The sequence below is a fragment of the Streptomyces sp. NPDC001381 genome, from assembly GCF_042895685.1.
GTDB lineage: Bacteria > Actinomycetota > Actinomycetes > Streptomycetales > Streptomycetaceae > Streptomyces.
In genome coordinates this window covers 206,897-226,608 of sequence record NZ_JBIAWO010000011.1, presented here as the reverse complement: position 1 = coordinate 226,608, position 19,712 = coordinate 206,897, and the positions used below count along the sequence as shown (strand labels likewise).

The window sequence follows — 19,712 nt, the reverse complement described above, 5'->3', positions numbered from 1 at the left end:
CTGAAGTGGTCGGCCTGGAGAAGACGCCGCCAGGCCGTCGCCCGCCGCTGTCATTACCGAAAACGCAGCTCAGGACACGAACCGCTGCTGGAGTATTAGGCGTCCCGACGAAGCGCGCTGCCCTCGTCGTCCCCGGTGACGTGATCGGTTACGAGGGTCAGTGGCGCAGGGTGAGGACGGTGAAGGCCGACCGGGGACCGCTGGGCGGGCTGGCCGTCGTGGTCACCTGGGAGGAGGGCGGCACCGCCCGTTTCCCCACCGGGGACGAACTCCTCCTCGGCGAGCCGGACCCCGGCTGACACGGCCTTTCCCCCGTGAGCGGCGCACGTGGGCACGTCGCCGGCCGCAGAGACTTTGGGCAGTAGCTGCCATGGGGCGAGTGAACAGGGGGCCTTACGCTCGCCCGGCGAATCGGGCAGGTACTGGACCTGCCCGCTGGGGTGCCCGATGGGCCCCCTGTTCTTCGAGGCTCGCCCCATGGCAGCTGCGTAAAGTCTCGGAGGCCGTCGACCCCCAGCCCACCCGCCTCGGGCCGCTGTGGCCCGGGGCATCCGGCGCCCGGACGGGACCGGCGGCCACGCCGCACGCCCGGCCGGGGCGGCCGAGTGGCCCGGCGCGCCGCAGGCGCGCCCTTGAGTAAGTGAAGGCTGTTTCGACCGATGCGGGTTGCCGCGCGGCGGCCCCGTGGACTGTCAGACCCCGCTGCCATCATGTAAGGACGAGTGACAACCAGATGGAAAGGAGCACAGCCATGGACTGCCGCGACCCACCAACACCCCTGACGTCGGAGGCTTACACAGGTTGCGCGCACAGCGTTCCCAAGATGATCAACGCACACGTGCCGTCAGACGACAGGCGGCAAAGTTCCCCACACGGATAGGACCGAAGAGCGCGGCACGGCTGGCCCGCCTCCTCGGCCCTCACAGCGACGACTAGCCGAGCCGGATACGCTCGCGGAATGCCGGACACCGCACTGCTCATCATCGACATGCAGAGTGCCTTGTTGACCGATGCCTACGACGTCGAGGCTTGCTTGGGCAGGGTCGCTAACCTTGCCGAGCAAGCTCGCTCCGCTGGCATGCCGATCATCTACCTGCGACAGCGACTCCATGACGTGCCCGCTGACCTGGTCGACGTCCATCCAGCGGTGGCGCCTCGGCCAGGCGATGTCGTACTGGACAAGAACAGCGCGGACTCCTTCCTCGACACCGGGCTCGGTGATCTGCTGCACGAGCTGACGGTTCGCCATGTGATCGTCACCGGATTCGCCACCGAGTACTGCGTTGACTCCACCAGTCGCAGCGCGCTCTCGCGCGGCTACGACCTCGTGCTTGTTTCAGACGCACACACCACGCCGGAACGCCCGCCTGGCGCTGTGCCGTCGGCCGCTCAGGTCATCGCCCACCACAACACGACCTTGTCAGCCATCCAGTACGCCGGGCGCTCAATCACGGTCACACCGGCTGCGCAGATCCGCTTCGACACCGCACTGGCGAGTTGAGGAACCCGCCCCCTAGTCCAGCGGGTTGGGCTCGATGTCGATGCGGTCGAAGTCCACCCCTGGCCCCCGCCGCCGAGCGGGATGGATGATCACGGCCGCGAACAGGAAGCGGAAGATCGCGTTCATGCGGGCGTGCTCCTTCTCCTCCTCCAGCTTCCGCCAGCTCTCCTGGGCGTCCGGTCCAGCAATCCCCTCCAGGACCGCCACAGGACGCTGTACGGTCCTGCGCTGCCGATCCTTCATCCGGTCTTCGATCCTGCGCCGCATCGCCCGGTACTCGGCCGTGGGGATCTCCTTGGCGAGCCACATCTCGTTCAGCTCCGCCAACTGTGCTGCGTCGTCCTCGTCGGCCTGGACGTCGGCCTCCGGGCGGGCGGTGGCAGCAGGTGGACGCCCGGTGATGTCCAGGTTGGCCAGCACCCTCAGCGCGACGTCCTTGGCGAACTCCTCCAGCGGTTCGGCACTGATCGTGTTGCCGCATCTGCGGCCGTTCCGCTGCGCCCGGGTGCATTGGTAGTACGGCCTGCCATCGCCGCTGGTGGCGCCTGCCATCCGGGTGCCGCACGTGCACGTCACGACGCCACGCAGCAGATAGAACCGGCCTCGCCGCCCCGCCCTGTGCTGGACCGAACGGTAGGCGCGCATCTGCTGCACTTCCTCCCACTGGCCCACGTCGATGATCGCGGGCCAGTCCCCGATGCCTGCCCGCTCACCCTTGTGCCGCTGGAGTCCGGCCACATGCGTGCTCGCGAGCAGCTTGCGGACTGTGTGCACCTCCCAGGACGCACCCTCGGCCGTCTTGAGCCTCCGCCCGTGCAGCTCCTTCGCTATGGCGCTCGGCGACTCGCCATCCAGGAACCGCCGGAACACCTCCCGGACGATCTCCGCCTCCGCCTCGACGATCGTCCGCCCGTCCGGGCCGTACCCGAACCGGCGCCTCCCTCCGTGCGGCTGCCCCGCTCGGCGCCTGTCCTCCAGGGCGGAGACGACCCGCCGCGACGTGTCGTCGGAGGAACGGCAGGCGTGCGCCACCTCGATGCGCAGGATGAACCGGTCATCCGGGTCGGACAGATCCTTGCGGTTCGCCTGACCGTGCAGGACGACGCGCTGATCGTCGGCTATGGTCAGCAGCTCCTCAAGATCCTTCGGCTGGCGCATGAGGCGGTCCGGGTGGTAAACGATCACGTGCCCGTACGCGCCCTCTGCCATCTGCTGCAAGAGCGCTTCCCACCCCGGGCGCTTGCGGTTCCGCTTCCAGGCCGAACGGTTGTTGTCCACGAACACGTCCGCCACCCGTAAGCCCAGCCGTTCGGCCACCTCCCGGCAGATGCGCTCCTGGCGGTCCACGCCCGTCTGGTCGTCGTCGCCCGCCTGCGAGATCCGGCAGTACACCGCCGCGTCCCCGTCGACCTTGCCCTGCCCGTTCGCCTCAGTCCGAGTCATGAGCATGACTGTATGAGCGAGCGACGACATTCCCGGTCGGCACCTGTGTGACCGGATCTTCGGCCCTGGCCCGGCACACCGGGCTGCTCGCCTGCGACGGGCTCGCCGTCGTCCTGTACGCCGTCCTCGTGGCCGCCTGGGCCGCGGTCGCCGCGCGCACCGTCCGCGGCGTCGTCAGCGGAGCGCTGCTCGCAGGGCCCCGCCCAGCGCCCGTGGTGCTTCGGCGAGCGACGGGCCGTACCACGTCAGGTGCCGTCCGCTGACGAGCGCGCAGGGCAGGCCGGGGAACGCCTCCGGGCCGTCGTCGGGGGTGAAGCGGTAGGGCTCGTCGGGCAGGACGACGAGGTCGGGGGCGGCCGCGCGCAGCTCCTCCAGGGGGACCTTCGGGTAGCGCTCCTCGTGGGCGGTGTACAGGTGGTCGACGCCCAGGCGGGCCAGCACGTCCCCGGCGAAGGTGTCCCGGCCCAGCACCATCCAGGGGCGGCGCCAGATCGGCACGACGGCCGTCCTGCGGGCGTCGAACCGGTCCGGCGCGGCCCACGCCTCCTCCGCCTCGTCCAGCCAGCGCGGCCGGGACCGCGCTCCGCACGCCGCGAGCACCCGGGCCAGTTCCCGGAAGGCCTGCGGGACGTCCCGCACCTCCGTGACCAGCACCTCCAGGCCCGCGGCCCGCAGGGCGGCGAGGTCCGGCCCGCGGTTCTCCTCCTCGTTGGCGATCACCAGGTCGGGGGCGAGCGCGGCGATGCGGTCGACCGCCGGGTTCTTGGTGCCGCCGATCCGGGTGACGCCGAGGCCCGCCGGACGGGCGCACCAGTCGGTGGCGCCGACGAGCACGCCCGGCAGGGAGACGGCCACCGCCTCCGTCAGGGAGGGCACCAGGGAGACGACCCGCACTACCGCTTCCGGTTCCGGACGGCCTCGATGTGCTCCGCCACGGCGACGACGACCACCCGGGTGTCCGGGACGGTCGCCCGCCAGCGGTGGCGCACCCCGCCGGTCAGGTAGAGGGTGTCGCCCCGTCCCAGACGGTAGGCGCGGCCCTCCGCCTCGATCTCCACGGCACCGTCGGCGACGAACAGCAACTGGTCGTTGCGGTACTGGAACTCACGGCCGGCGTCGTGGTCGCCGGTGAACTCCGTGGCGTGCATCTGGTGGTGTCCGCGCACCAGGGAGCGGGAGCGCGGCTCGGGACCGGGCGGCTCGGTGTCCTCGGCGCGTACGACGTCGACGCTGCACGCCGGGTCGGCGGCGGCGAGGAGTTCGACGGCGGTGGTGCGCAGGGCGTCGGCGAGCTTCTCCAGGGAACTGGTGCTGGGCCGTGCGCGGTCGTTCTCGATCTGGCTCAGGAACGGGACCGACAGGCCGCTGCGCTCGGCCACGACGGCGAGGGTGAGGTCCAGGGAGCGGCGTCGCCGCCGCACGGCCGCGCCGACCCGCAGGGGCTGCTCTTTGTGGTCGCCCATCGCTCCGGCTCCCTCCTTCGCTCGTCGGAATCCTCGGTGTTCTGATGAGTTCTCTGCACCCTACGCATGTTCGGCAAACCGTTTCACGGGCCCGTCACATCGAGGACCCGCGACGTCGCGCGCGACCTCACAGATCGCGCCAGCCGATCGGGCCCGGGCATCCGCCGGGTCCGGACCCGCGCGGCTCTCTTCCGTTTCAATGCGCGAACGGCCGCCGGTGTTCCCGCTCGTCCCGGGAGTCACGGAAGCACGCCTCAGGCCCGGGCGTAGCTGTGCGTGGTTGGCCGGATCCTTGCTGTGGCGACGGCGGGAGGCCGTAGCGGCGGCACCGCGGGATCGTACCGGGACAGCACGAGGGGCGGGCCCCGCCGCACGCGTCGCGTCGCACGTCGGTGCCCGCCCCTCGACAGGCGGTGACGGGGCTGTCAGGTCACCCGGCCGCCCGGCTCTTCTCCGCCGCGCCGGCCACCGGTGCCCATCGGTCGACCAGACCGGGGCGGGCCTTCAGCCAGGTGCGGACCGCGTCCTGCTCCTTGCCCTTGCCGGCCTTCTGGATCTCCGCCTCCAGGCTCGTGAGCTGGTCCTCCGTCATGGTGAAGTCCTTCAGCCAGCTGCCGACCTCGGGCTGGTCGGCGGCGAAGTCCTGGCGGGCGAGGGTGTGCACGCCGTCGCCCTTGCCCCAGGCGCCCTCGGGGTCCTTCAGCTTCTTGAGGTCGTACGTGCTGTAGGCCCAGTGGGGCGACCAGAGGGTGACGACGATCGGCTCCTTCCGGGCGTACGCGCGCTTGAGCTCGGCGAGCATCGCGGGCGTGGAGCCGTCGACCACCCGGTAGTCGCCGTCCAGGCCGTACCGCTCCAGCACCTTGTCCTTGAGCAGGCCCATCATCCCGGCGCTGGGCTCGATGCCGGTGATCGTTCCGCCGAACTCGGCGGCGTGGTCCTTCAGGTCCGCCAGCGAGTTCACGTCCTTCATGTACGCGGGGACGGAGAGTTCCAGGGAGGTGGGGCCGTACCACTGGCCGAGGTCGTCGAGCCGGTCGCCGTACTTCTTCCAGTACTCGGCGTGGGTGGTGGGCAGCCAGGCGTCGGTCTGGAAGTCGATCTGGCCGGTGGCGAGGCCGGTGTAGAGGGGGCCGGCGGCGTACTGGGTGGTCTTCACCTCGAAGCCGCGTTCCTCCAGGAGTTCCTTCCAGAGGTAGGCGGAGGCGATGCCCTCGTCCCAGGGGATGTAGCCGATGCTGATCTCGCGGCCCCTGCCGACGTCCGTGGCGGACGCCTCGGCGGTGCGGGAGGACGAGCCGAAGACGCCCGTGCCGCCCGCCACCAGGGCGAGGACGACGACGCCGACCACGGCGACGGCCGGTCGCGGGCGGTGCGCCCACACGGTCGTGCGGGCCTTGGCGGCGGCGCGGCGGCCCAGCGGGGAGATACGGGTGCCGAGGGCGCCGGTCATGCGGTCCAGGTAGATGGCGAGGACGACGATCCCGAGGCCCGCCTCGAAACCGAGGCCGATGTCGAGCCGGCCGATGGCCTCGTTGACCGCGCCGCCGAGGCCGCCGGTGCCGACCATGCCGGCGATGACGACCATCGACAGGCCCAGCATGATGACCTGGTTGACGCCCGCCATGATGGTCGGCAGGGCGAGCGGCAGCTGGACCCGGAGCAGGGTGTCGCGGGGTGTCGTGCCGAACGCCTCGGCCGCCTCGACGAGTTCGGCGTCGACCTGACGGATGCCCAGCTCGGTCATGCGGACGCCGGGCGCGAGCGCGAAGATCAGGGTGGCCACGACGCCCGCGGGCACGCCCATGCCGAAGAAGAGGATCGCCGGGATCAGCAGGACCATCGACGGCATCGTCTGGAGCAGGTCCAGCACGGGGCGGACGGCCGCGCTGACGGCCTTGGAGCGGGCGGCCCAGATGCCCAGCGGGATCGAGAGCACGAGGGCGACGGCCGTCGCCACGAGCACCAGGGCGAGCGTCGACATCGCCTCGTCCCACAGGGCGAGGGAGTCGATGAGCGCGAATCCGGCGAACGCGAGGACGCCCGCGACCAGGCCGCGCAGCCACCAGGCGAGCACCGCGAGGATGCCGGCGAGGAGCAGCGGCTCGGGGGCGGTGAGGACGGCGTCGATGCCGTCGTACATGCCTTCGACGACCGTCTTGACGGCGTCGAAGAGCCAGGACAGGTGGGTGACGAGCCAGTCGACGCCGGAGTCGACCCGGTCGCCGAGGGGGAGCCTAGGCACGGGCGGTCGCCTCCGCTCCGCGGTCGCAGGGCGCGGTCTCGCCCTGGGTGTCGCCGAGGAGGCCGACGAGGCGCCGCCGCGGCACGACGCCCACGAGCTTCCGCTTCCCGTCGAGGACGGCGACGGGGTGGGTCAGGCGGGCGCTGAGCGCGCACAGGGCGGTGAAGGGGGTGTCGGGGGTCGCGGTCTCGCAGCCGCAGTCGGCCTCGTCGCCGCGTACGTGGTGGTCCATGACGGCGGAGGCGGTCAGCACCCGGGAGCGGTCGACGTCCTGGATGAAGGAGGCCACGTAGTCGTTCCCGGGGCGCAGCAGGATGTCCTCGGCCGTGCCGGTCCGCACGATGCGGCCGTCGCGCATGACGGCGACGCGGTCGCCGAGGCGCATGGCCTCGTTGAGGTCGTGGGTGATGAAGACGATGGTCTTCTTCAGGGTCTGCTGGAGGGTGAGCAGCTGGTCCTGCATGTCACGGCGGATCAGCGGGTCCAGCGCGCTGAAGGACTCGTCCATGAGCAGCAGGTCGGCGTCGGTGGCGAGGGCGCGGGCCAGGCCCACGCGCTGCTGCATGCCGCCGGACAGCTCGTCCGGCCAGGACTTCTCCCACCCGGCCAGGCCGCACAGCCGCAGCGCCTCGGCGGCGCGCTCCTGCCGCTCGGCGCGGGGGACGCCCTGGACGGCGAGGCCGTAGGCGGCGTTGTCCAGGACGCTGCGGTGCGGGAAGAGCGCGAAGTGCTGGAAGACCATGCTGATCTTCCGCGCGCGTACCTCGCGCAGGGCGCGGCCGGTCAGGGCGGTGAGGTCCTGCCCGTCGAACAGGACGCGGCCGGCGGTGGGCTCCAGGAGTCCGTTGAGCATGCGCAGCAGGGTGGACTTGCCGGAGCCGGACAGGCCCATGACGACGAAGATCTGGCCGGGGTCCACGGTGAAGGAGGCGTCGATGACGGCGGCGGTGGTGCCGTCGGCGCGCAGTTCCTCCCGGGTGGCTCCCTCGCGGAGCCGCTCGACCGCCTCGTTCTGTCGTCTGCCGAACACCTTGAAGAGATGTTCGGCCTCAAGCCTGGCTGACACGCGTACCTACTCGTTCGGGGACAAGGACGGAGGGTGCGGCCGCTTCCGTGCGGAATTCACCTTCGGGCGGATTCCTTATGGATCGCGAATGGTTGAACATGCAACCGGCACCGCTCCGAAGCGGCGCCTGCCCTGGCCCGGTGGGGTCAAACGCGCGAGTGGCTCAGTTCACAGGATGCGCAAACGTCGTTCACGTGTGCCACGGGAGTGAATACCCGCCGGTCACCGGGGCACCCGTGCGGCATGATGCGAGGCGTGACCGGACGACTGATGCTCCTCGACACCGCCTCGCTGTACTTCCGCGCCTACTTCGGCGTCCCGGACTCCGTGAAGGCCCCGGACGGCACGCCGGTGAACGCCGTGCGCGGACTGCTCGACTTCATCGAACGCCTGGTCCGGGACCACCGGCCCGCCGAGCTGGTGGCCTGCATGGACGCCGACTGGCGCCCGAAGTGGCGGGTCGACCTGATCCCCTCCTACAAGGCGCACCGCGTCGCCGAGGAGCGCGCGGCCGGTCCGGACGAGGAGGAGGTGCCGGACACGCTCTCGCCCCAGGTGCCGGTCATCGAGGCCGTGCTCGACGCGCTGGGCATCGCACGGGTGGGCGTGGCCGGGTACGAGGCGGACGACGTGATCGGCACGTTCACCGCGCAGGCGAAGGGCCCGGTCGACATCGTCACCGGCGACCGCGACCTGTACCAGCTGGTGGACGACGTGCGCGGGGTGCGAGTGCTGTACCCGCTCAAGGGTGTGGGCACCCTGCAGACGACCGACGAGACGTGGCTGCGCGAGAAGTACGGCGTGGACGGGCGCGGGTACGCCGATCTGGCGCTGCTGCGCGGAGACCCGAGCGACGGGCTGCCGGGCGTGGCGGGCATCGGGGAGAAGACGGCGGCCAAGCTGCTGGCCGAGTTCGGCGACCTCGCCGGGATCATGGCGGCGGTCGACGACCCCCGCTCGAAGCTGACCCCTTCGCAGCGCAAGCGGCTGGACGAGGCCAGGCCGTACGTCGCCGTCGCGCCGACGGTGGTCAAGGTGGCCGCCGACGTGCCGCTGCCCGATGTGGACACGGCCCTGCCCCGCACGCCGCGCGACGGGGCGGCCCTGGACGCGCTGGCCGAGCGCTGGGGCCTCGGCGGGTCGCTCCAGCGGCTGCTGCTGACACTGAGCGCCGTCGGGGCGGCCGGCGCGTAGGCGGTGTCGCCGCGGCGCGGCAGGACAGACGCGGCAGGACAGGCGCGGTGCCGGAAAGCCGTCCTCGACGAGGGAGCCGGACGAGCGCTCGGGAAGCCGAAGGCGTCACCGAAGGCGTCGCCAGGGGCGTCACCGGGGGGAGAGATGCTAACTTAGGTAACCCTAACCATAGACCTGGGAGGCCGTCATGGCAGAACGTCCGGCACGCAAGCCGCGGAAGCCCCACTCCGCGCAGGTCGTCCGCACCGAACGGCTGACCCCGCACATGCAGCGCGTGGTGCTCGGCGGCGAGGGCCTGGCCGAGTTCTCGGCGGGCACCTGCACGGACCACTACGTGAAGCTGCTCTTCGGGCCCGAGGGCGTGACCTACCCGGAGCCCTTCGACCTGGAGCACATCCGCGCCGAGTTCCCGCGCGAACAGTGGCCCGTGACCCGGACGTACACCGTGCGGCACTGGGACGCCGGACACCGTGAGCTGACCCTGGACTTCGTGATCCACGGCGACGAGGGGCTGGCCGGACCGTGGGCGGCACGCGTCCAGCCGGGCGAGACCGTCCGTTTCATGGGCCCCGGCGGCGCCTACGCCCCCGACAGCGGCGCCGACTGGCATCTGCTCGCCGGCGACGAGAGCGCCCTGCCCGCGATCGCGGCCGCGCTGGAGTCCCTGCCGTCCGGCGCCGTGGCGCACGCGTTCATCGAGGTCGCCGGCCCCGAGGAGGAGCAGAAGATCGACTCCGACGTGGAGGTCACCTGGCTGCACCGCGGGGACCGGCCCGTCGGCGAGAAGCTCGTCGAGGCCGTCCGCGCACTGGAGTTCCCCGAGGGCCGGCCGCACGCGTTCGTGCACGGCGAGGCCTCCGCCGTGAAGGAACTGCGCCGGATGCTCCGTGTCGAACTGCAGATCCCCCGCGAGGACCTGTCGATCTCCGGCTACTGGCGCCTCGGCCACAACGAGGACGGCTGGCAGGCCTCGAAGCGGGAGTGGAACGCGCGCGTGGAGGCGGAGCAGGAGGGCGCGGCCCCTGCCGTGTAGCCCTCACGGCGGGGGAGCGTGAGGAGTTGGGCCCGCACCGGACACGACGGCGTGACGCCTCTGAAACAGGGCGTCCCTAATTTCTGTCGCCCGACAGGAATTCGCGCCCAAGGCAGGTGCCGCCGTGACGACCACCTCTCCCACCGACGTACGTCCCGACCCGCCGCACTCGGCCGCCGACGACCGCTCGCTCACCGAGTTCGGCTACCGCCAGGAACTGCACCGCAGCCTGGGCCGGTACGCCTCGTTCGCCGCCGGGTTCTCCTTCATCTCCGTCCTGACGACCGTCTTCCAGTTCTTCGCCTTCGGGTACGCCTTCGGCGGCCCGGTCTTCTTCTGGGCCTGGCCGGCGGTGCTGGCCGGGCAGTTGCTCGTGGCCGCGTGCTTCGCGGAGCTGGCGGCGCGCTATCCCCTCTCGGGCGCGATCTACCAGTGGTCCTCGCGGCTGTCGACGCCGTCGTTCGGCTGGTTCGCCGGCTGGATCATGGTGATCGGGCAGATCGTCGTGGTCGCGGCGGCCGCGCTGGCGCTGCAGATGGTGCTGCCGGCGATCTGGTCCGGCTTCCAGCTGATCGGCACCGACCCCTCGCCCGTCTCCCCCGACGGCGCGGCCAACGCGGCCCTGCTCGGGGTGGGCCTGCTGGTGCTCACGACCCTCCTGAACGTCGTCGACAACCGCGTGATGTCCGTCGTCAACCGGGTCGGCGTGACCGCCGAGATCATCGGCGCGGTGCTCATCGTCGTCCTGCTGCTCACCCACTCCGAGCGCACGCCCGGCATCACCTTCCACACCACGGGCGCCGCCCAGTCGGGCGTGTTCGGGGCGCTGGCGGTGGGTTCGTTCACGGCCGCCTACGTGATGATCGGCTTCGACAGCGCGGGCGAGATGAGCGAGGAGACCCACAACCCCCGGCGTACGGCACCCCGTACGATCCTCACCGCGCTCGGCGCGGCCGGCCTGCTCGGCGGGCTGATCGTGCTCGGCGGACTGCTCGCCGCGCCCAGCCTCACCGACGGGCGCCTCGCGGTCGACGGGCTCAGCTACGTCCTCACCAGCAGCCTCGGCGACGGCGTCGGCAAGGCGCTCCTCGCGGATGTGGTGGTCGCGATCGTGGTGGCCACGCTCGCCATCCAGACGGCGGCCTGCCGGATGCTGTTCTCCATGGCCCGCGACGGCCAACTCCCCTTCTCCGCCCGGCTCGCGCGCGTGAACCCCCGCACCGGCATGCCCAGCGCCCCCGCGCTGGTGGTCGGTGTCCTCGCGGCGGCCCTGCTGCTGCTCGACTTCGCCTCGCCGGACGCCTTCCTGGCCATCGGCACCACCTGCATCGTGATGCTGTACCTGGCCTACGCGATGGTCACCGGCCCGCTCCTGGTCCGCCGTCTGCGCGGCGGGTTCTCCTCGGCCGGCACGGACGAGACCGGCGCCCCGCTGTTCTCCCTGGGCCGCTGGGGCGTCCCCGTCAACGCCCTCGCCCTGCTCTACGGCCTCCTGATGACGGTCAACCTGGCCTGGCCCCGGGCGGCGGTGTACGACCCGGCGGGCGGCCACTGGTACTTCCAGTGGTTCACCGTGCTGTTCCTCGCCGCGACGCTCGCGGCGGGCGCGGCCTACCGGGCGTACCGCGCCCGGACGACGGTGCCGGTTCCCGCCGTGGCGGAGACGGCGGCGGTCTAGGGGGTGTTTCGAAAGTCCTGTGCGGTGCCCGTGGTGTTCGGTGCGTGCCCTCGGCGTGCCGGACGAAGGCCCTCGTAGCGGAGCTACTTGGGTCTTCGGCCGGTGCGGCGAGGGTGCGTGCCGGGCGCCGCGGGTGCTGTGCGGGACTTTCGAACCACCCCCTAGTAGTGCGGTCGCGCACCTGCGCCGCGTGCGGGGCGGCTGGTTCAGTCGCCCTGGACGCGCGCGTGCAGATGCATGTCGTGCCAGCCGTCCTGGTGCAGGACGGCGCTGCGCTTGGTGCCCTCCAGGGTGAAACCGGCCTTGGCGGCGACGCGGCAGGAGGCCTCGTTGGCGGTGGCGTGCATCAGCTCCAGGCGGTGGAAGCCGATCTCGTCGAAGGCCCAGCGGGCGAGCGCCGTCGTCGCACGGGCCGCTATGCCCCCGCCGCGGGCCGTCGGAGCGGTCCAGTAGGCCACCTCGGCCGTCCCCTCGCTGAGCAGGATCTCGCGCAGCGCGACCCGCCCCAGCACCCGGTCGGTGTCCGCCTCGGCGACGGCCCACTGGGCGCTGCGCTCCGTCTCCCAGGCCTTCTGCCACTCCTCGATCCAGCCGGCGACCTCCTCCAGCGAGTCGGCGGACCTGATGTGCCACTGGTGCATGAGCGGGTCCTGGAAGACGGCGTGGACGACGGGGGCGTCCCCGGCCCGCCAGGGGCGCAGGACCAGTCCGTCCCCGGTGGTGAGCACGGGCTGCGGGGCGCGGGACAGGCTTCCGGCGGGCAGCACGAAGTCGGCGGTGAAGGGCATGATCCGCATCCTGCCAAGCGGGCACGCCCCGGCCAACGGGTTTTCCGGCCCCGTGGCCCGCGCCCCGGCCTCCTGACCGGCCACCCATGAGCCGACCCGCACGAGCGGGCCCGCGTTCCGGCCCGCATGATCCTGCCCGTGCTCCGCCCCGCGACGGACCACATCCGCCGGCCCCCGATCCAGCCCGCATGGGGCTGCCCGTGGTCCGGCCCGCATGATCCTGCCCCCGTACCCTTGACCCCGATGAGACGCCGCCGCACCCCTCCTCCGCCAGCCCCCCTGCCCCAGCGCGACGGGGTGGACCCGGTGCGGGTGCGGCTGCCGGGCACCGGGGACTGGGCCACCGTGCGGGAGCACCTCGTGGAGCGGCTCAGCGGGGCGGGCGCCGGGGTCGTCGACGGGATGCTGCGGGCCGGGCTCGTGGTCGGCGCCGACGGGACGGCGGTGACGCCGGACGCGCCGTACGTGCCGGGGATGTTCGTGTGGTTCCACCGGGACCTGCCGGCCGAGGTTCCCGTGCCGTTCCCGCTGGAGGTCGTGCACCGCGACGAGCACATCGTCGTCGTGGACAAGCCGCACTTCCTCGCCACCACCCCGCGCGGCGGCCATGTCACCGAGACCGCGCTGGCCCGGCTGCGGCGGGAGCTGGGCATTCCCACGCTCGGCGCCGCGCACCGCCTGGACCGGCTCACCGCAGGGCTGGTGCTGTTCACGGTCCGGCCCGAGGAACGCGGCGCCTACCAGACGCTGTTCCGCGACCGGACGGTGCGCAAGGTGTACGAGGCCGTCGCCCCGTACGATCCGGCGCGCGCGTGGCCGGTGACCGTGCGCAGCCGGATCGTGAAGGAGCGCGGGACGCTGACCGCCCGCGAGGTGCCGGGTGAGCCGAACGCCGTCAGTGACATCGAGCCGGTCGAGCACCGGGCGGACGGGCTGGCCCGCTACCGACTGGTCCCCCGTACCGGGCAGACCCACCAACTGCGCGTCCACATGACCGCCTTGGGCGTGCCGATCCTCGGCGACCCCCTGTACCCGGAGGTGACCGCGCCCGTGCCGCCCGGCGACTTCCGGCGCCCGCTGCAACTCCTGGCACGCGAACTGGAGTTCACCGACCCGGTCACGGGAACACGGCATCACCTGCGCAGCGGCCGCACCCTGGAGGCCTGGACGTCGTACACCCGCTGGGCCCGATGAGACCGCGGGGCCCGGCAGCACCGCGAGGCCCGGCAGCACCGCGAGGCCCGGCAGCACCACCAGACCAACAACACCGCCAGGCCGCGAGGCGCCACCCGGCGTCGGGCCACAGAGCCGCCGCGGGGGCTGCGGCCACCGCACCGGCTCGGGCCCGGCAGCGCCGCCGCGCTCGTCGGCCCCGCTAGGCCGGGAAGCACCACCCGGCGTCGGGCCACAGAGCCGCCGCAGGGGCTCCGGCCACCGCACCGGCTCGGGCCCGGCAGCACCGCCGCGCTCGTCGGCCCCGCTAGGCCGGGAAGCACCACCCGGCGTCGGGCCACAGAGCCGCCGCAGGGGCTCCGGCCACCGGCCCAGGGAGCACCCGGTCGAAGGGCACCGACTCGAAGGGCACCGGCTCGGGCCCGGCAGCACCGCCGCGCTCGTCGGCCCCGCCGAGCCGGGCGGCGGCGCCGAGCCGGGCGGCGGCGCCGGGATCCTTGGCGGAGTGACGGCTGCCTACCCCCGCCACCAGGCCACGAAGCGCTTCCAGGCGGCGGGGCCCCGGAGGCGCCGTGGGGTGGCGGGCACCGGTTCGGTGGGCAGCGGCTCGAAGGCCGGCGGCTCGAAGCGCGTCGGCTCCGGCGCGGGCTTCGGCTCGATGGTCAGCGGGCGGAAGGAGCGCTGCGGCGGGACGGGGGCGTGGGTGGGCCTGAGCTTGACGTCCTGCTGCGGCTTCGGCTCGAAGTACACCGGCAGTGCGACCAGGTGCCGGGAGGCGATCGAGGTCGTCCAGCGCAACTCCTCCTCGTCGCAGTCGAGCTGGACGTCCGGCAGCCGCGACAGCAGCGCGTCGACGCCGACGTCGGCGATGGCGCGGCCGATGTCCTGGCCGGGGCACTCGTGCGGTCCGCTGCCGAAGGCGAGGTGGGAGCGGTTGCCCCGCATGTTGGCGGCGAGGTCGGGGCGCACACGGGGGTCGACGTTGCCGGGGGCCGGCGCGAAGAAGAGACCGTCGCCCGCGCGGATGCGCTGGCCGCCCAGCTCCGTGTCCTGCTTGGCGAAGTAGCCGAAGATCGTGCTGAACGGCGGTTCGTCCCACAGGGACTGCTCGACCGCCTCCGGCACCGTCATCTCGCCGCCGTTGAGCCGGGCGACGAAGCGCGGGTCGGTGAGCACCATGCGCAGCACGTTGGACAGCAGGTTGACGGTGGCCTCGTAGGCGGCGAAGAGCACCAGCCGCAGGTGTTCGCGGACCTCGTCGTCGGTCAGTCCGGCCGGGTGGGCGATGAGGTGGCTGGTGAAGTCCTCGGCTGGCTCGGCCCGGCGGAGCGTGGTGAGCCGGCTCAGCGCGTCCACGACGTACTGGTGGCTGGCGACGGCGGTCTCGCTGCCCTTCAGCGCGTCCCGGGCGGCGGCGACCATCCGGTCGTCGTAGGCGTCGGGCATGCCGAGGATCTGGCACATCACCGCCATCGGGAGGTGCTCGGCGAACTGGCTGACCAGCTCGGCCCGGCCCTCCTCGCAGAAGCGGTTGACCAGGGTCTGCGTGGCTCGGTAGATGTACCGGCGCACACTGCGCTCGTCGAGGGTCTCCATGGCGGCGGTGACCGCGCCCCGCAGTCGCTTGTGCTCGTCGCCCTCGGCGTGCGCGCAGATGGGCTGCCAGGCGATGTGCGGCATGAGCGGGTGGTCGGGCCTGACCATGCCGTCCCGCTGCGGCGCCCACACGCGGGTGTCCTTGGTGAAGGTCGAGGGCGTACGCACCATCTGCAGGTTCTCGGCGTGACCGAGGACCATCCACATCGGCAGGTCGTCCTGGAGCAGGACCGGTGCCACGGGGCCGTACTGCTCGCGGAGCTGCTCGTACAGCATGCCCAGGTCCTCCGCGCCGGGGCCGTAGAGCCGTTGCAGTCCGCCGGGGCCCCGGCCGTGGGCGGGACAGCCGGGCGGCGGGTCCAGGGCGAGGTCGTGTGATCCGGCGGTGAGGGGGTGTTCAGGCGTCACAGGGGGTCGCTCCGAAAACTGTGGGGATCCGGTGTCGGGGGGGTGTCGGGGGTGGGGGCGGCTCGGAGGGTCAGGTGAGACGGCCCCTGAGCGACAGCGAGTGCAGAAAGCGCATCAGGGTCATCAGGACGTCGCGGCTCGAGGCCCGGCGGCGGGCGTCGCATTCCACGATCGGCACCTCGGGGGACAGGTCGAGGGCGGCGCGGAGGTCGTCGAGGGGGTAACGGGGGCCGTCGGGGAAGGTGTTGACGGCGACCACGAAGGGCACGCCGCCCTCCTCCAGCCGGCCCATGACCTCGTAGCTGACCTCGAGGCGGCGGGTGTCGACCAGGACGACCGCGCCCAGCGCGCCCTCGAACAGGCCGTTCCACAGGAACCAGAAGCGCTGCTGGCCGGGGGTGCCGAAGAGGTAGAGCACCACCTGGTCGGTGATGCGGATGCGCCCGAAGTCCATGGCGACGGTGGTGGCGGTCTTGGTCTCGGAACCGTAGTCGTCGTCGACCCCGATGCCGGCCTGGGTCATGGTCTCCTCGGTGGTCAGCGGTTTGATCTCGCTGACGGAGCCGACCATGGTGGTCTTGCCGACGCCGAAGCCGCCCACGATGACGATCTTCGCCGCGGCCGTGGTGGTCTGCGGGAGCCGGTCCTCGGCGCGTGGGCCGGGGATCGTGTCAGAGCCTTTGAAGTCCATGCATCACCGCTTCGAGGAGGGAACGGTCGGGAAGCTTCTGCCGGACGATCGGGGCGCGCGCATGCACGAGCTCGGCGGCCAGCATCTCGGTGAGCAGCACCGACACCACGCTGAACGGAAGGCGGAGATAGGCCGACACCTCCGCCACCGACAGCGGGGCGGCGCACAGGCGCAGCACCGCCGTCTGTTCCGGGGTGGCCGACGAGGGCTGCTCGGCCCGCGCCACGATCAGCGTCACCAGGTCGAGCGGTGCCCGCTCCCCGTCGGGCCCGGTGATCGTGTAGAACCGCTCCGGCTTCCTCTCCCCCTCCTCCCGGGGCTCGGGGGACGTGATCGGCTCGGGGGGCGTGATCTCGTCGGGCGGCACGACCGCCTCGGGGGCGGGGTGCGGAACGTGATGCCGGCGCCGGCGTTGCGGAGGCGTCATACGGTCTGCCCGTTGCGGCGGGGCGGGCTGGTCAGATGGGCGCCGATCCGGACGACGAGGTCACGCATGGAGGCGCTCATCCGGCCCGGTTCGCAGCACACGTCGGAGAGGACCGCCAGATAGGCGTTGGCGCCGGCGGACATCATGTAGAAGTAGCCGCCGTCCATCTCGATCATGATGAGGTTCATGTCGCCCTCGACGCTCTCCATCTCCTGGGCGATGGCGGTGGCGAGGCTCTGCATGCCCGCGCAGGCGGCGGCGACGCGGTCCGCGGCGTCGGGCTCACCGGCGTAGCGGGCGATGCGCAGTCCGTCGGCAGAGAGCACGACGATCATCTCGATGCCCGGCACGCCGTCGTAGAGCTCCTTGAGCACCCAGTCGAAGTTCTGGCGCTGCTGGATCACGTGAGGTCCCCTTCGTCGTCGGCCTCGGGCTTGGGCTTGTCTTCGATCAGGTGCAGGTAAGCGGTGGGATTGCGGGTGAAGTCGGTGGGGTGGACGCCCGGAGGGGCGACCTTCTTCAGGCCCTCCCAGAAGGCCTCGAACGCCACGCCGGGCTCCTTCTTCTTCTTTTTCGCGGGCTCGGGCCGGGCCTGCGCGAACGGGTCCGGGATGCCCTCGCGCTCGGCCCGCTCGGCCGCCTCCTGGGCGGCGTACGCCTCCGCGTAGCGCTGGCTGATCGGGATCGTCGCCTTGCTGCGGCGCTGCGGAAGGCCCTTGTCGGTCCACTCGGTGATCACGGGCACGTCGTCTTCCAGCGAGACGTTGGCCGGGATCTTCGGGTTGGTGGGGCGGCGGCGCTTGGGCGGGCGCTTGGGGCCTTCGAGTCCCCCGCCCAGATCGATCTGCGCGGCGGCGGCGCCGATGCCGTGGGCGTAGCCGGGAGCCGGCTCGGAGGTCATCATCTCGCGGGGCACGATGAGCACGGCGCGGACTCCGCCGTACGCCGAAGTGCGCAGGGACACCTGTAGGTTGAACGCGGTGCACAGCCGGCCGACGACGGCCATGCCCAGCCGCGGCGCGCCGCCGAGGTCCTGGATGGTGAGGCCGCGCATGGCGTCGGCCAGCATCCTCTCGGTCTTGGCGCGGGCTTCCTCGCTGAGGCTGACGCCGGCGTCCTCGATCTCGACGGCGATGCCGGTCTGCACCTCGACGGCGTTGACGTGCACCTTGCTCTGCGGGGGCGAGAAGCGGCAGGCGTTGTCGAGGAGTTCGGCGAGCGCATGGATGAGCGGCTCGACGGAGATGCCGCGGATGTTGACCTTGGCGATGGAGTTCAGCTGGACCCGGGGGTAGTCCAGGATCCGGGACATGGCGCCGCGCAGCACGCTGTACATGGGGACCGGCTTGGGCCAGCTGCGGCTGGGGCGGCCGCCGCCGAGCACGCCGATGGAGTCGGCGAGGCGGCCGATCATCGTGGTGCCGTGGTCGATGCGCAGCAGGTCGTCGAAGACCTCGGGGTTGCGGCCGTGGTCCTCCTCCATCTCCCGCAGTTCCGCGGACTGCTGATGGACGATCGCCTGGACCCGGCGCGCGACGTTCACGAAGGCGCGCTGGGCCGAGTCGCGCAGGGCCTGTTCGAAGTCGATGACGTCCAGGAACTTCTTGACCAGGGCACGCTGGCCGTCGCCGATGTCGCGGAAGAACGGTTCGCGGTCCCCCAGGTGGTCCATCACCTCCTCGGGGGAATTTCCCACGCGCATCCACTCGACGCAGAGCGGCATGAGTTCCTTGGCGATGTAGAGGTTCTCCTGCTGCTGGGCGGCGAGGCGCCGTTCCAGGTGGGCGACCCGCTGGTCCGAGGCGGCGCGCAGCTCCAGCAGCCGGCGGCCGCGACGCCGTGCGTCGGCCCCCACCGCGGTCACCACGACGGTGGCGACGGCTCCGCAGACGCCGACGGCGAGCCGGGCCTGCCCCGCCACCAGGGCGACGGCGGCTCCGGTCGCCGCGGCCGTCAGTATCGCCGGCAGCAAGAGGAGGCGCGCGAAGGAAAGTTCTCGGCGACCGGGTGGGGACTGAACACTCACCATGTGGGCACCCTCTGTAGGGGATCTGTCGGCATCTTCGGAGCATTTGGGAACAGGCGCACGAATACACCTCAACTCGGTGCGCCGCGGGCGAGCTTAGTCCGACCGGATCATCGCTGTGTCATATTCAGCAACCGCATGAAACCGACCGTGCGAGTGCAGTAACCTCAGCCCCATTTACACGCTCTGACACCATTCGAACACACGGTGTGATGGCGTACGGGAGTGCGAAAACGGCCCACCCGGACGGGTGGACCGGTCACCCGGAGGCGGTGGTCAGGCCCCGGTGATGCGCAGGGCCGCGTCGGCGGTGGCGCGGGCGAAGTCCGAGACGGAACGCTCGGGGTCCGAGCGGTGGACGAGGATGACACCCTCGATGAGCCCGAAGACGAGATCGGTCCGCAGATCCAGCTCACCCTTGGCGAGCCCGCCCCCCACGGCCGTAGCGGCGATCAACTGCCGGTAGGCGTCCTTGAGTTCGCCACGCACCGCATGGAAGCCGGCGAACCGCTCGGTGCGCACCTCGGGCAGCAGATACAGCCCGCCGAGGTTGTGCGGGCCGCCACACAGCAGTTCCACGTCGGTGCGGCACAGCTCCCACAGCCGCTCCTCGGCCGCCCGCCCGTCGTCGGCGAGCAGCGTGCGGGCGTACGTCAGCGAGGGCGTGACCGTGGACTCCAGCAGCTCGGCGAGCAGTTCCTCCTTGCCGGAGACGTAGTGGTACATCGAGGCCTGGCGCATGCCGGCCCGCTCGGCGACGGCCCGGGTGGTGGTGGCGGCGTAGCCGCGGGTGGTGAACAACTCCGCTGCGGCGGACAGGATTTCGGCCCGCGGTTCGAGACCGCTGTCCGGCCGCTGCGCGGCCCGCGGCCTGCCGACCCGGCGCCCGCCGCGTCCGTCGTTCGTCCCCATGCGTTCGATCCTCGCACACGACGGCGGGCGGCGATCTTCGGGCGGCCCGCCCCGACCTCCGGTGAGGA

The 19,712-nt window shown here is 71.9% G+C and carries 18 protein-coding genes and 1 pseudogene; 6 read left to right on the top strand and 13 right to left on the bottom strand.

All coding sequences use genetic code 11. From position 1 onward, the window contains the following. The first annotated feature begins 958 nt into the window (after positions 1 to 958). Positions 959 to 1,501, top strand: a complete 543-nt coding sequence (locus ACFY2L_RS33945) for an isochorismatase family protein (protein ID WP_390824257.1) — start codon at positions 959 to 961, stop codon at positions 1,499 to 1,501. Positions 1,502 to 1,513: 12 nt separating this feature from the next. Here ACFY2L_RS33945 and ACFY2L_RS33940 read toward each other — a convergent pair whose 3' ends face one another. Then, the gene (locus ACFY2L_RS33940) at positions 1,514 to 2,944 is read right to left on the bottom strand and encodes a recombinase family protein (protein WP_390824256.1); all 1,431 of its coding nucleotides are present in this window, start codon (positions 2,942 to 2,944) and stop codon (positions 1,514 to 1,516) included. 20 nt (positions 2,945 to 2,964) lie between these two features. Between ACFY2L_RS33940 and ACFY2L_RS33935 the strand changes: the two are divergent. After that, a pseudogene (locus ACFY2L_RS33935) lies at positions 2,965 to 3,207 on the top strand (C4-dicarboxylate ABC transporter); the annotation flags it as partial. Here ACFY2L_RS33935 and ACFY2L_RS33930 read toward each other — a convergent pair. The 4 genes from ACFY2L_RS33930 to ACFY2L_RS33915 form a co-directional block, all read right to left on the bottom strand. Further along, positions 3,119 to 3,838, bottom strand: a complete 720-nt coding sequence (locus ACFY2L_RS33930) for a helical backbone metal receptor (protein ID WP_390824255.1) — start codon at positions 3,836 to 3,838, stop codon at positions 3,119 to 3,121. The pseudogene ACFY2L_RS33935 and the gene ACFY2L_RS33930 sit on opposite strands and share 89 nt — an antisense overlap. Continuing rightward, complete coding sequence (locus tag ACFY2L_RS33925; RefSeq protein WP_390660805.1) at positions 3,838 to 4,407, bottom strand: helix-turn-helix domain-containing protein; 570 nt, start codon at positions 4,405 to 4,407, stop codon at positions 3,838 to 3,840. Before ACFY2L_RS33925 ends, ACFY2L_RS33930 begins: the two co-directional genes overlap by 1 nt. 430 nt (positions 4,408 to 4,837) lie before the next feature. Then, positions 4,838 to 6,652: an ABC transporter permease/substrate binding protein gene (locus ACFY2L_RS33920; protein ID WP_390824254.1), complete on the bottom strand. Its 1,815-nt coding sequence runs from the start codon at positions 6,650 to 6,652 to the stop codon at positions 4,838 to 4,840. After that, entirely contained in the window at positions 6,645 to 7,718 is a 1,074-nt protein-coding gene (locus ACFY2L_RS33915; protein WP_390660803.1) for a glycine betaine/L-proline ABC transporter ATP-binding protein, read from the bottom strand. Before ACFY2L_RS33915 ends, ACFY2L_RS33920 begins: the two co-directional genes overlap by 8 nt. 246 nt (positions 7,719 to 7,964) lie before the next feature. On the opposite strand from ACFY2L_RS33915, the gene ACFY2L_RS33910 reads away from it, so the two are divergent. The 3 genes from ACFY2L_RS33910 to ACFY2L_RS33900 all read left to right on the top strand — a co-directional run bounded on the left by ACFY2L_RS33910 (position 7,965) and on the right by ACFY2L_RS33900 (position 11,623). After that, positions 7,965 to 8,912: a 5'-3' exonuclease H3TH domain-containing protein gene (locus ACFY2L_RS33910; protein WP_390824259.1), complete on the top strand. Its 948-nt coding sequence runs from the start codon at positions 7,965 to 7,967 to the stop codon at positions 8,910 to 8,912. A 187-nt stretch (positions 8,913 to 9,099) separates the two neighbouring features. Continuing rightward, a complete protein-coding gene (locus ACFY2L_RS33905; RefSeq protein WP_390824253.1) occupies positions 9,100 to 9,945 on the top strand; it encodes a siderophore-interacting protein in 846 nt (281 codons plus the stop codon). 124 nt (positions 9,946 to 10,069) lie between these two features. Then, positions 10,070 to 11,623 carry an amino acid permease gene (locus ACFY2L_RS33900; protein ID WP_390660801.1) on the top strand — a complete coding sequence of 518 codons (1,554 nt, stop codon included), beginning with the start codon at positions 10,070 to 10,072 and terminating at the stop codon, positions 11,621 to 11,623. Between the two features lie 206 nt (positions 11,624 to 11,829). On the opposite strand, the gene ACFY2L_RS33895 is transcribed toward ACFY2L_RS33900, so the two are convergent. Next, a complete protein-coding gene (locus tag ACFY2L_RS33895) occupies positions 11,830 to 12,420 on the bottom strand; it encodes a GNAT family N-acetyltransferase (protein WP_390824252.1) in 591 nt (196 codons plus the stop codon). Positions 12,421 to 12,654: 234 nt separating this feature from the next. Between ACFY2L_RS33895 and ACFY2L_RS33890 the strand changes: the two genes are divergently transcribed. Further along, the gene (locus ACFY2L_RS33890; RefSeq protein WP_390660799.1) at positions 12,655 to 13,605 is read left to right on the top strand and encodes an RluA family pseudouridine synthase; all 951 of its coding nucleotides are present in this window, start codon (positions 12,655 to 12,657) and stop codon (positions 13,603 to 13,605) included. A gap of 286 nt (positions 13,606 to 13,891) precedes the next feature. On the opposite strand, the gene ACFY2L_RS33885 is transcribed toward ACFY2L_RS33890, so the two are convergent. From ACFY2L_RS33885 to ACFY2L_RS33855, 7 genes are all read right to left on the bottom strand, one after another. Further along, entirely contained in the window at positions 13,892 to 14,113 is a 222-nt protein-coding gene (locus ACFY2L_RS33885) for a hypothetical protein (RefSeq protein ID WP_390824251.1), read from the bottom strand. Continuing rightward, positions 14,101 to 15,588, bottom strand: a complete 1,488-nt coding sequence (locus ACFY2L_RS33880; RefSeq protein WP_390660798.1) for a cytochrome P450 — start codon at positions 15,586 to 15,588, stop codon at positions 14,101 to 14,103. The genes ACFY2L_RS33885 and ACFY2L_RS33880 overlap by 13 nt, the downstream gene beginning before the upstream one ends. 70 nt (positions 15,589 to 15,658) lie before the next feature. Continuing rightward, positions 15,659 to 16,279: an ATP/GTP-binding protein gene (locus tag ACFY2L_RS33875; protein ID WP_390660797.1), complete on the bottom strand. Its 621-nt coding sequence runs from the start codon at positions 16,277 to 16,279 to the stop codon at positions 15,659 to 15,661. Continuing rightward, positions 16,260 to 16,706 carry a DUF742 domain-containing protein gene (locus ACFY2L_RS33870; RefSeq protein ID WP_390660796.1) on the bottom strand — a complete coding sequence of 149 codons (447 nt, stop codon included), beginning with the start codon at positions 16,704 to 16,706 and terminating at the stop codon, positions 16,260 to 16,262. The genes ACFY2L_RS33875 and ACFY2L_RS33870 overlap by 20 nt, the downstream gene beginning before the upstream one ends. Then, entirely contained in the window at positions 16,703 to 17,110 is a 408-nt protein-coding gene (locus ACFY2L_RS33865) for a roadblock/LC7 domain-containing protein (RefSeq protein WP_390660795.1), read from the bottom strand. Before ACFY2L_RS33865 ends, ACFY2L_RS33870 begins: the two co-directional genes overlap by 4 nt. Then, positions 17,107 to 18,735 (bottom strand): ATP-binding protein, encoded by a 1,629-nt coding sequence (locus ACFY2L_RS33860; RefSeq protein ID WP_390660794.1) that lies wholly within the window; start codon positions 18,733 to 18,735, stop codon positions 17,107 to 17,109. The genes ACFY2L_RS33865 and ACFY2L_RS33860 overlap by 4 nt, the downstream gene beginning before the upstream one ends. Before the next feature lie 273 nt (positions 18,736 to 19,008). Further along, positions 19,009 to 19,644, bottom strand: coding sequence for a TetR/AcrR family transcriptional regulator (locus ACFY2L_RS33855; protein ID WP_390660793.1), 636 nt, complete (start codon positions 19,642 to 19,644; stop codon positions 19,009 to 19,011). Between the last annotated feature and the right edge of the window lie 68 nt (positions 19,645 to 19,712).

Excerpts from the sequence above, each read along its gene's own strand:
- ACFY2L_RS33945 (WP_390824257.1), top strand. The coding sequence starts at position 959 with ATGCCGGACACCGCACTGCTCATCATCGACATGCAGAGTGCCTTGTTG.
- ACFY2L_RS33940 (WP_390824256.1), bottom strand. The coding sequence starts at position 2,944 with ATGACTCGGACTGAGGCGAACGGGCAGGGCAAGGTCGACGGGGACGCG.
- ACFY2L_RS33925 (WP_390660805.1), bottom strand. The coding sequence starts at position 4,407 with ATGGGCGACCACAAAGAGCAGCCCCTGCGGGTCGGCGCGGCCGTGCGG.
- ACFY2L_RS33910 (WP_390824259.1), top strand. The coding sequence starts at position 7,965 with ATGCGAGGCGTGACCGGACGACTGATGCTCCTCGACACCGCCTCGCTG.
- ACFY2L_RS33905 (WP_390824253.1), top strand. The coding sequence starts at position 9,100 with ATGGCAGAACGTCCGGCACGCAAGCCGCGGAAGCCCCACTCCGCGCAG.
- ACFY2L_RS33895 (WP_390824252.1), bottom strand. The coding sequence starts at position 12,420 with ATGCGGATCATGCCCTTCACCGCCGACTTCGTGCTGCCCGCCGGAAGC.
- ACFY2L_RS33890 (WP_390660799.1), top strand. The coding sequence starts at position 12,655 with ATGAGACGCCGCCGCACCCCTCCTCCGCCAGCCCCCCTGCCCCAGCGC.
- ACFY2L_RS33875 (WP_390660797.1), bottom strand. The coding sequence starts at position 16,279 with ATGGACTTCAAAGGCTCTGACACGATCCCCGGCCCACGCGCCGAGGAC.
- ACFY2L_RS33870 (WP_390660796.1), bottom strand. The coding sequence starts at position 16,706 with ATGACGCCTCCGCAACGCCGGCGCCGGCATCACGTTCCGCACCCCGCC.
- ACFY2L_RS33860 (WP_390660794.1), bottom strand. The coding sequence starts at position 18,735 with ATGGTGAGTGTTCAGTCCCCACCCGGTCGCCGAGAACTTTCCTTCGCG.
- ACFY2L_RS33855 (WP_390660793.1), bottom strand. The coding sequence starts at position 19,644 with ATGGGGACGAACGACGGACGCGGCGGGCGCCGGGTCGGCAGGCCGCGG.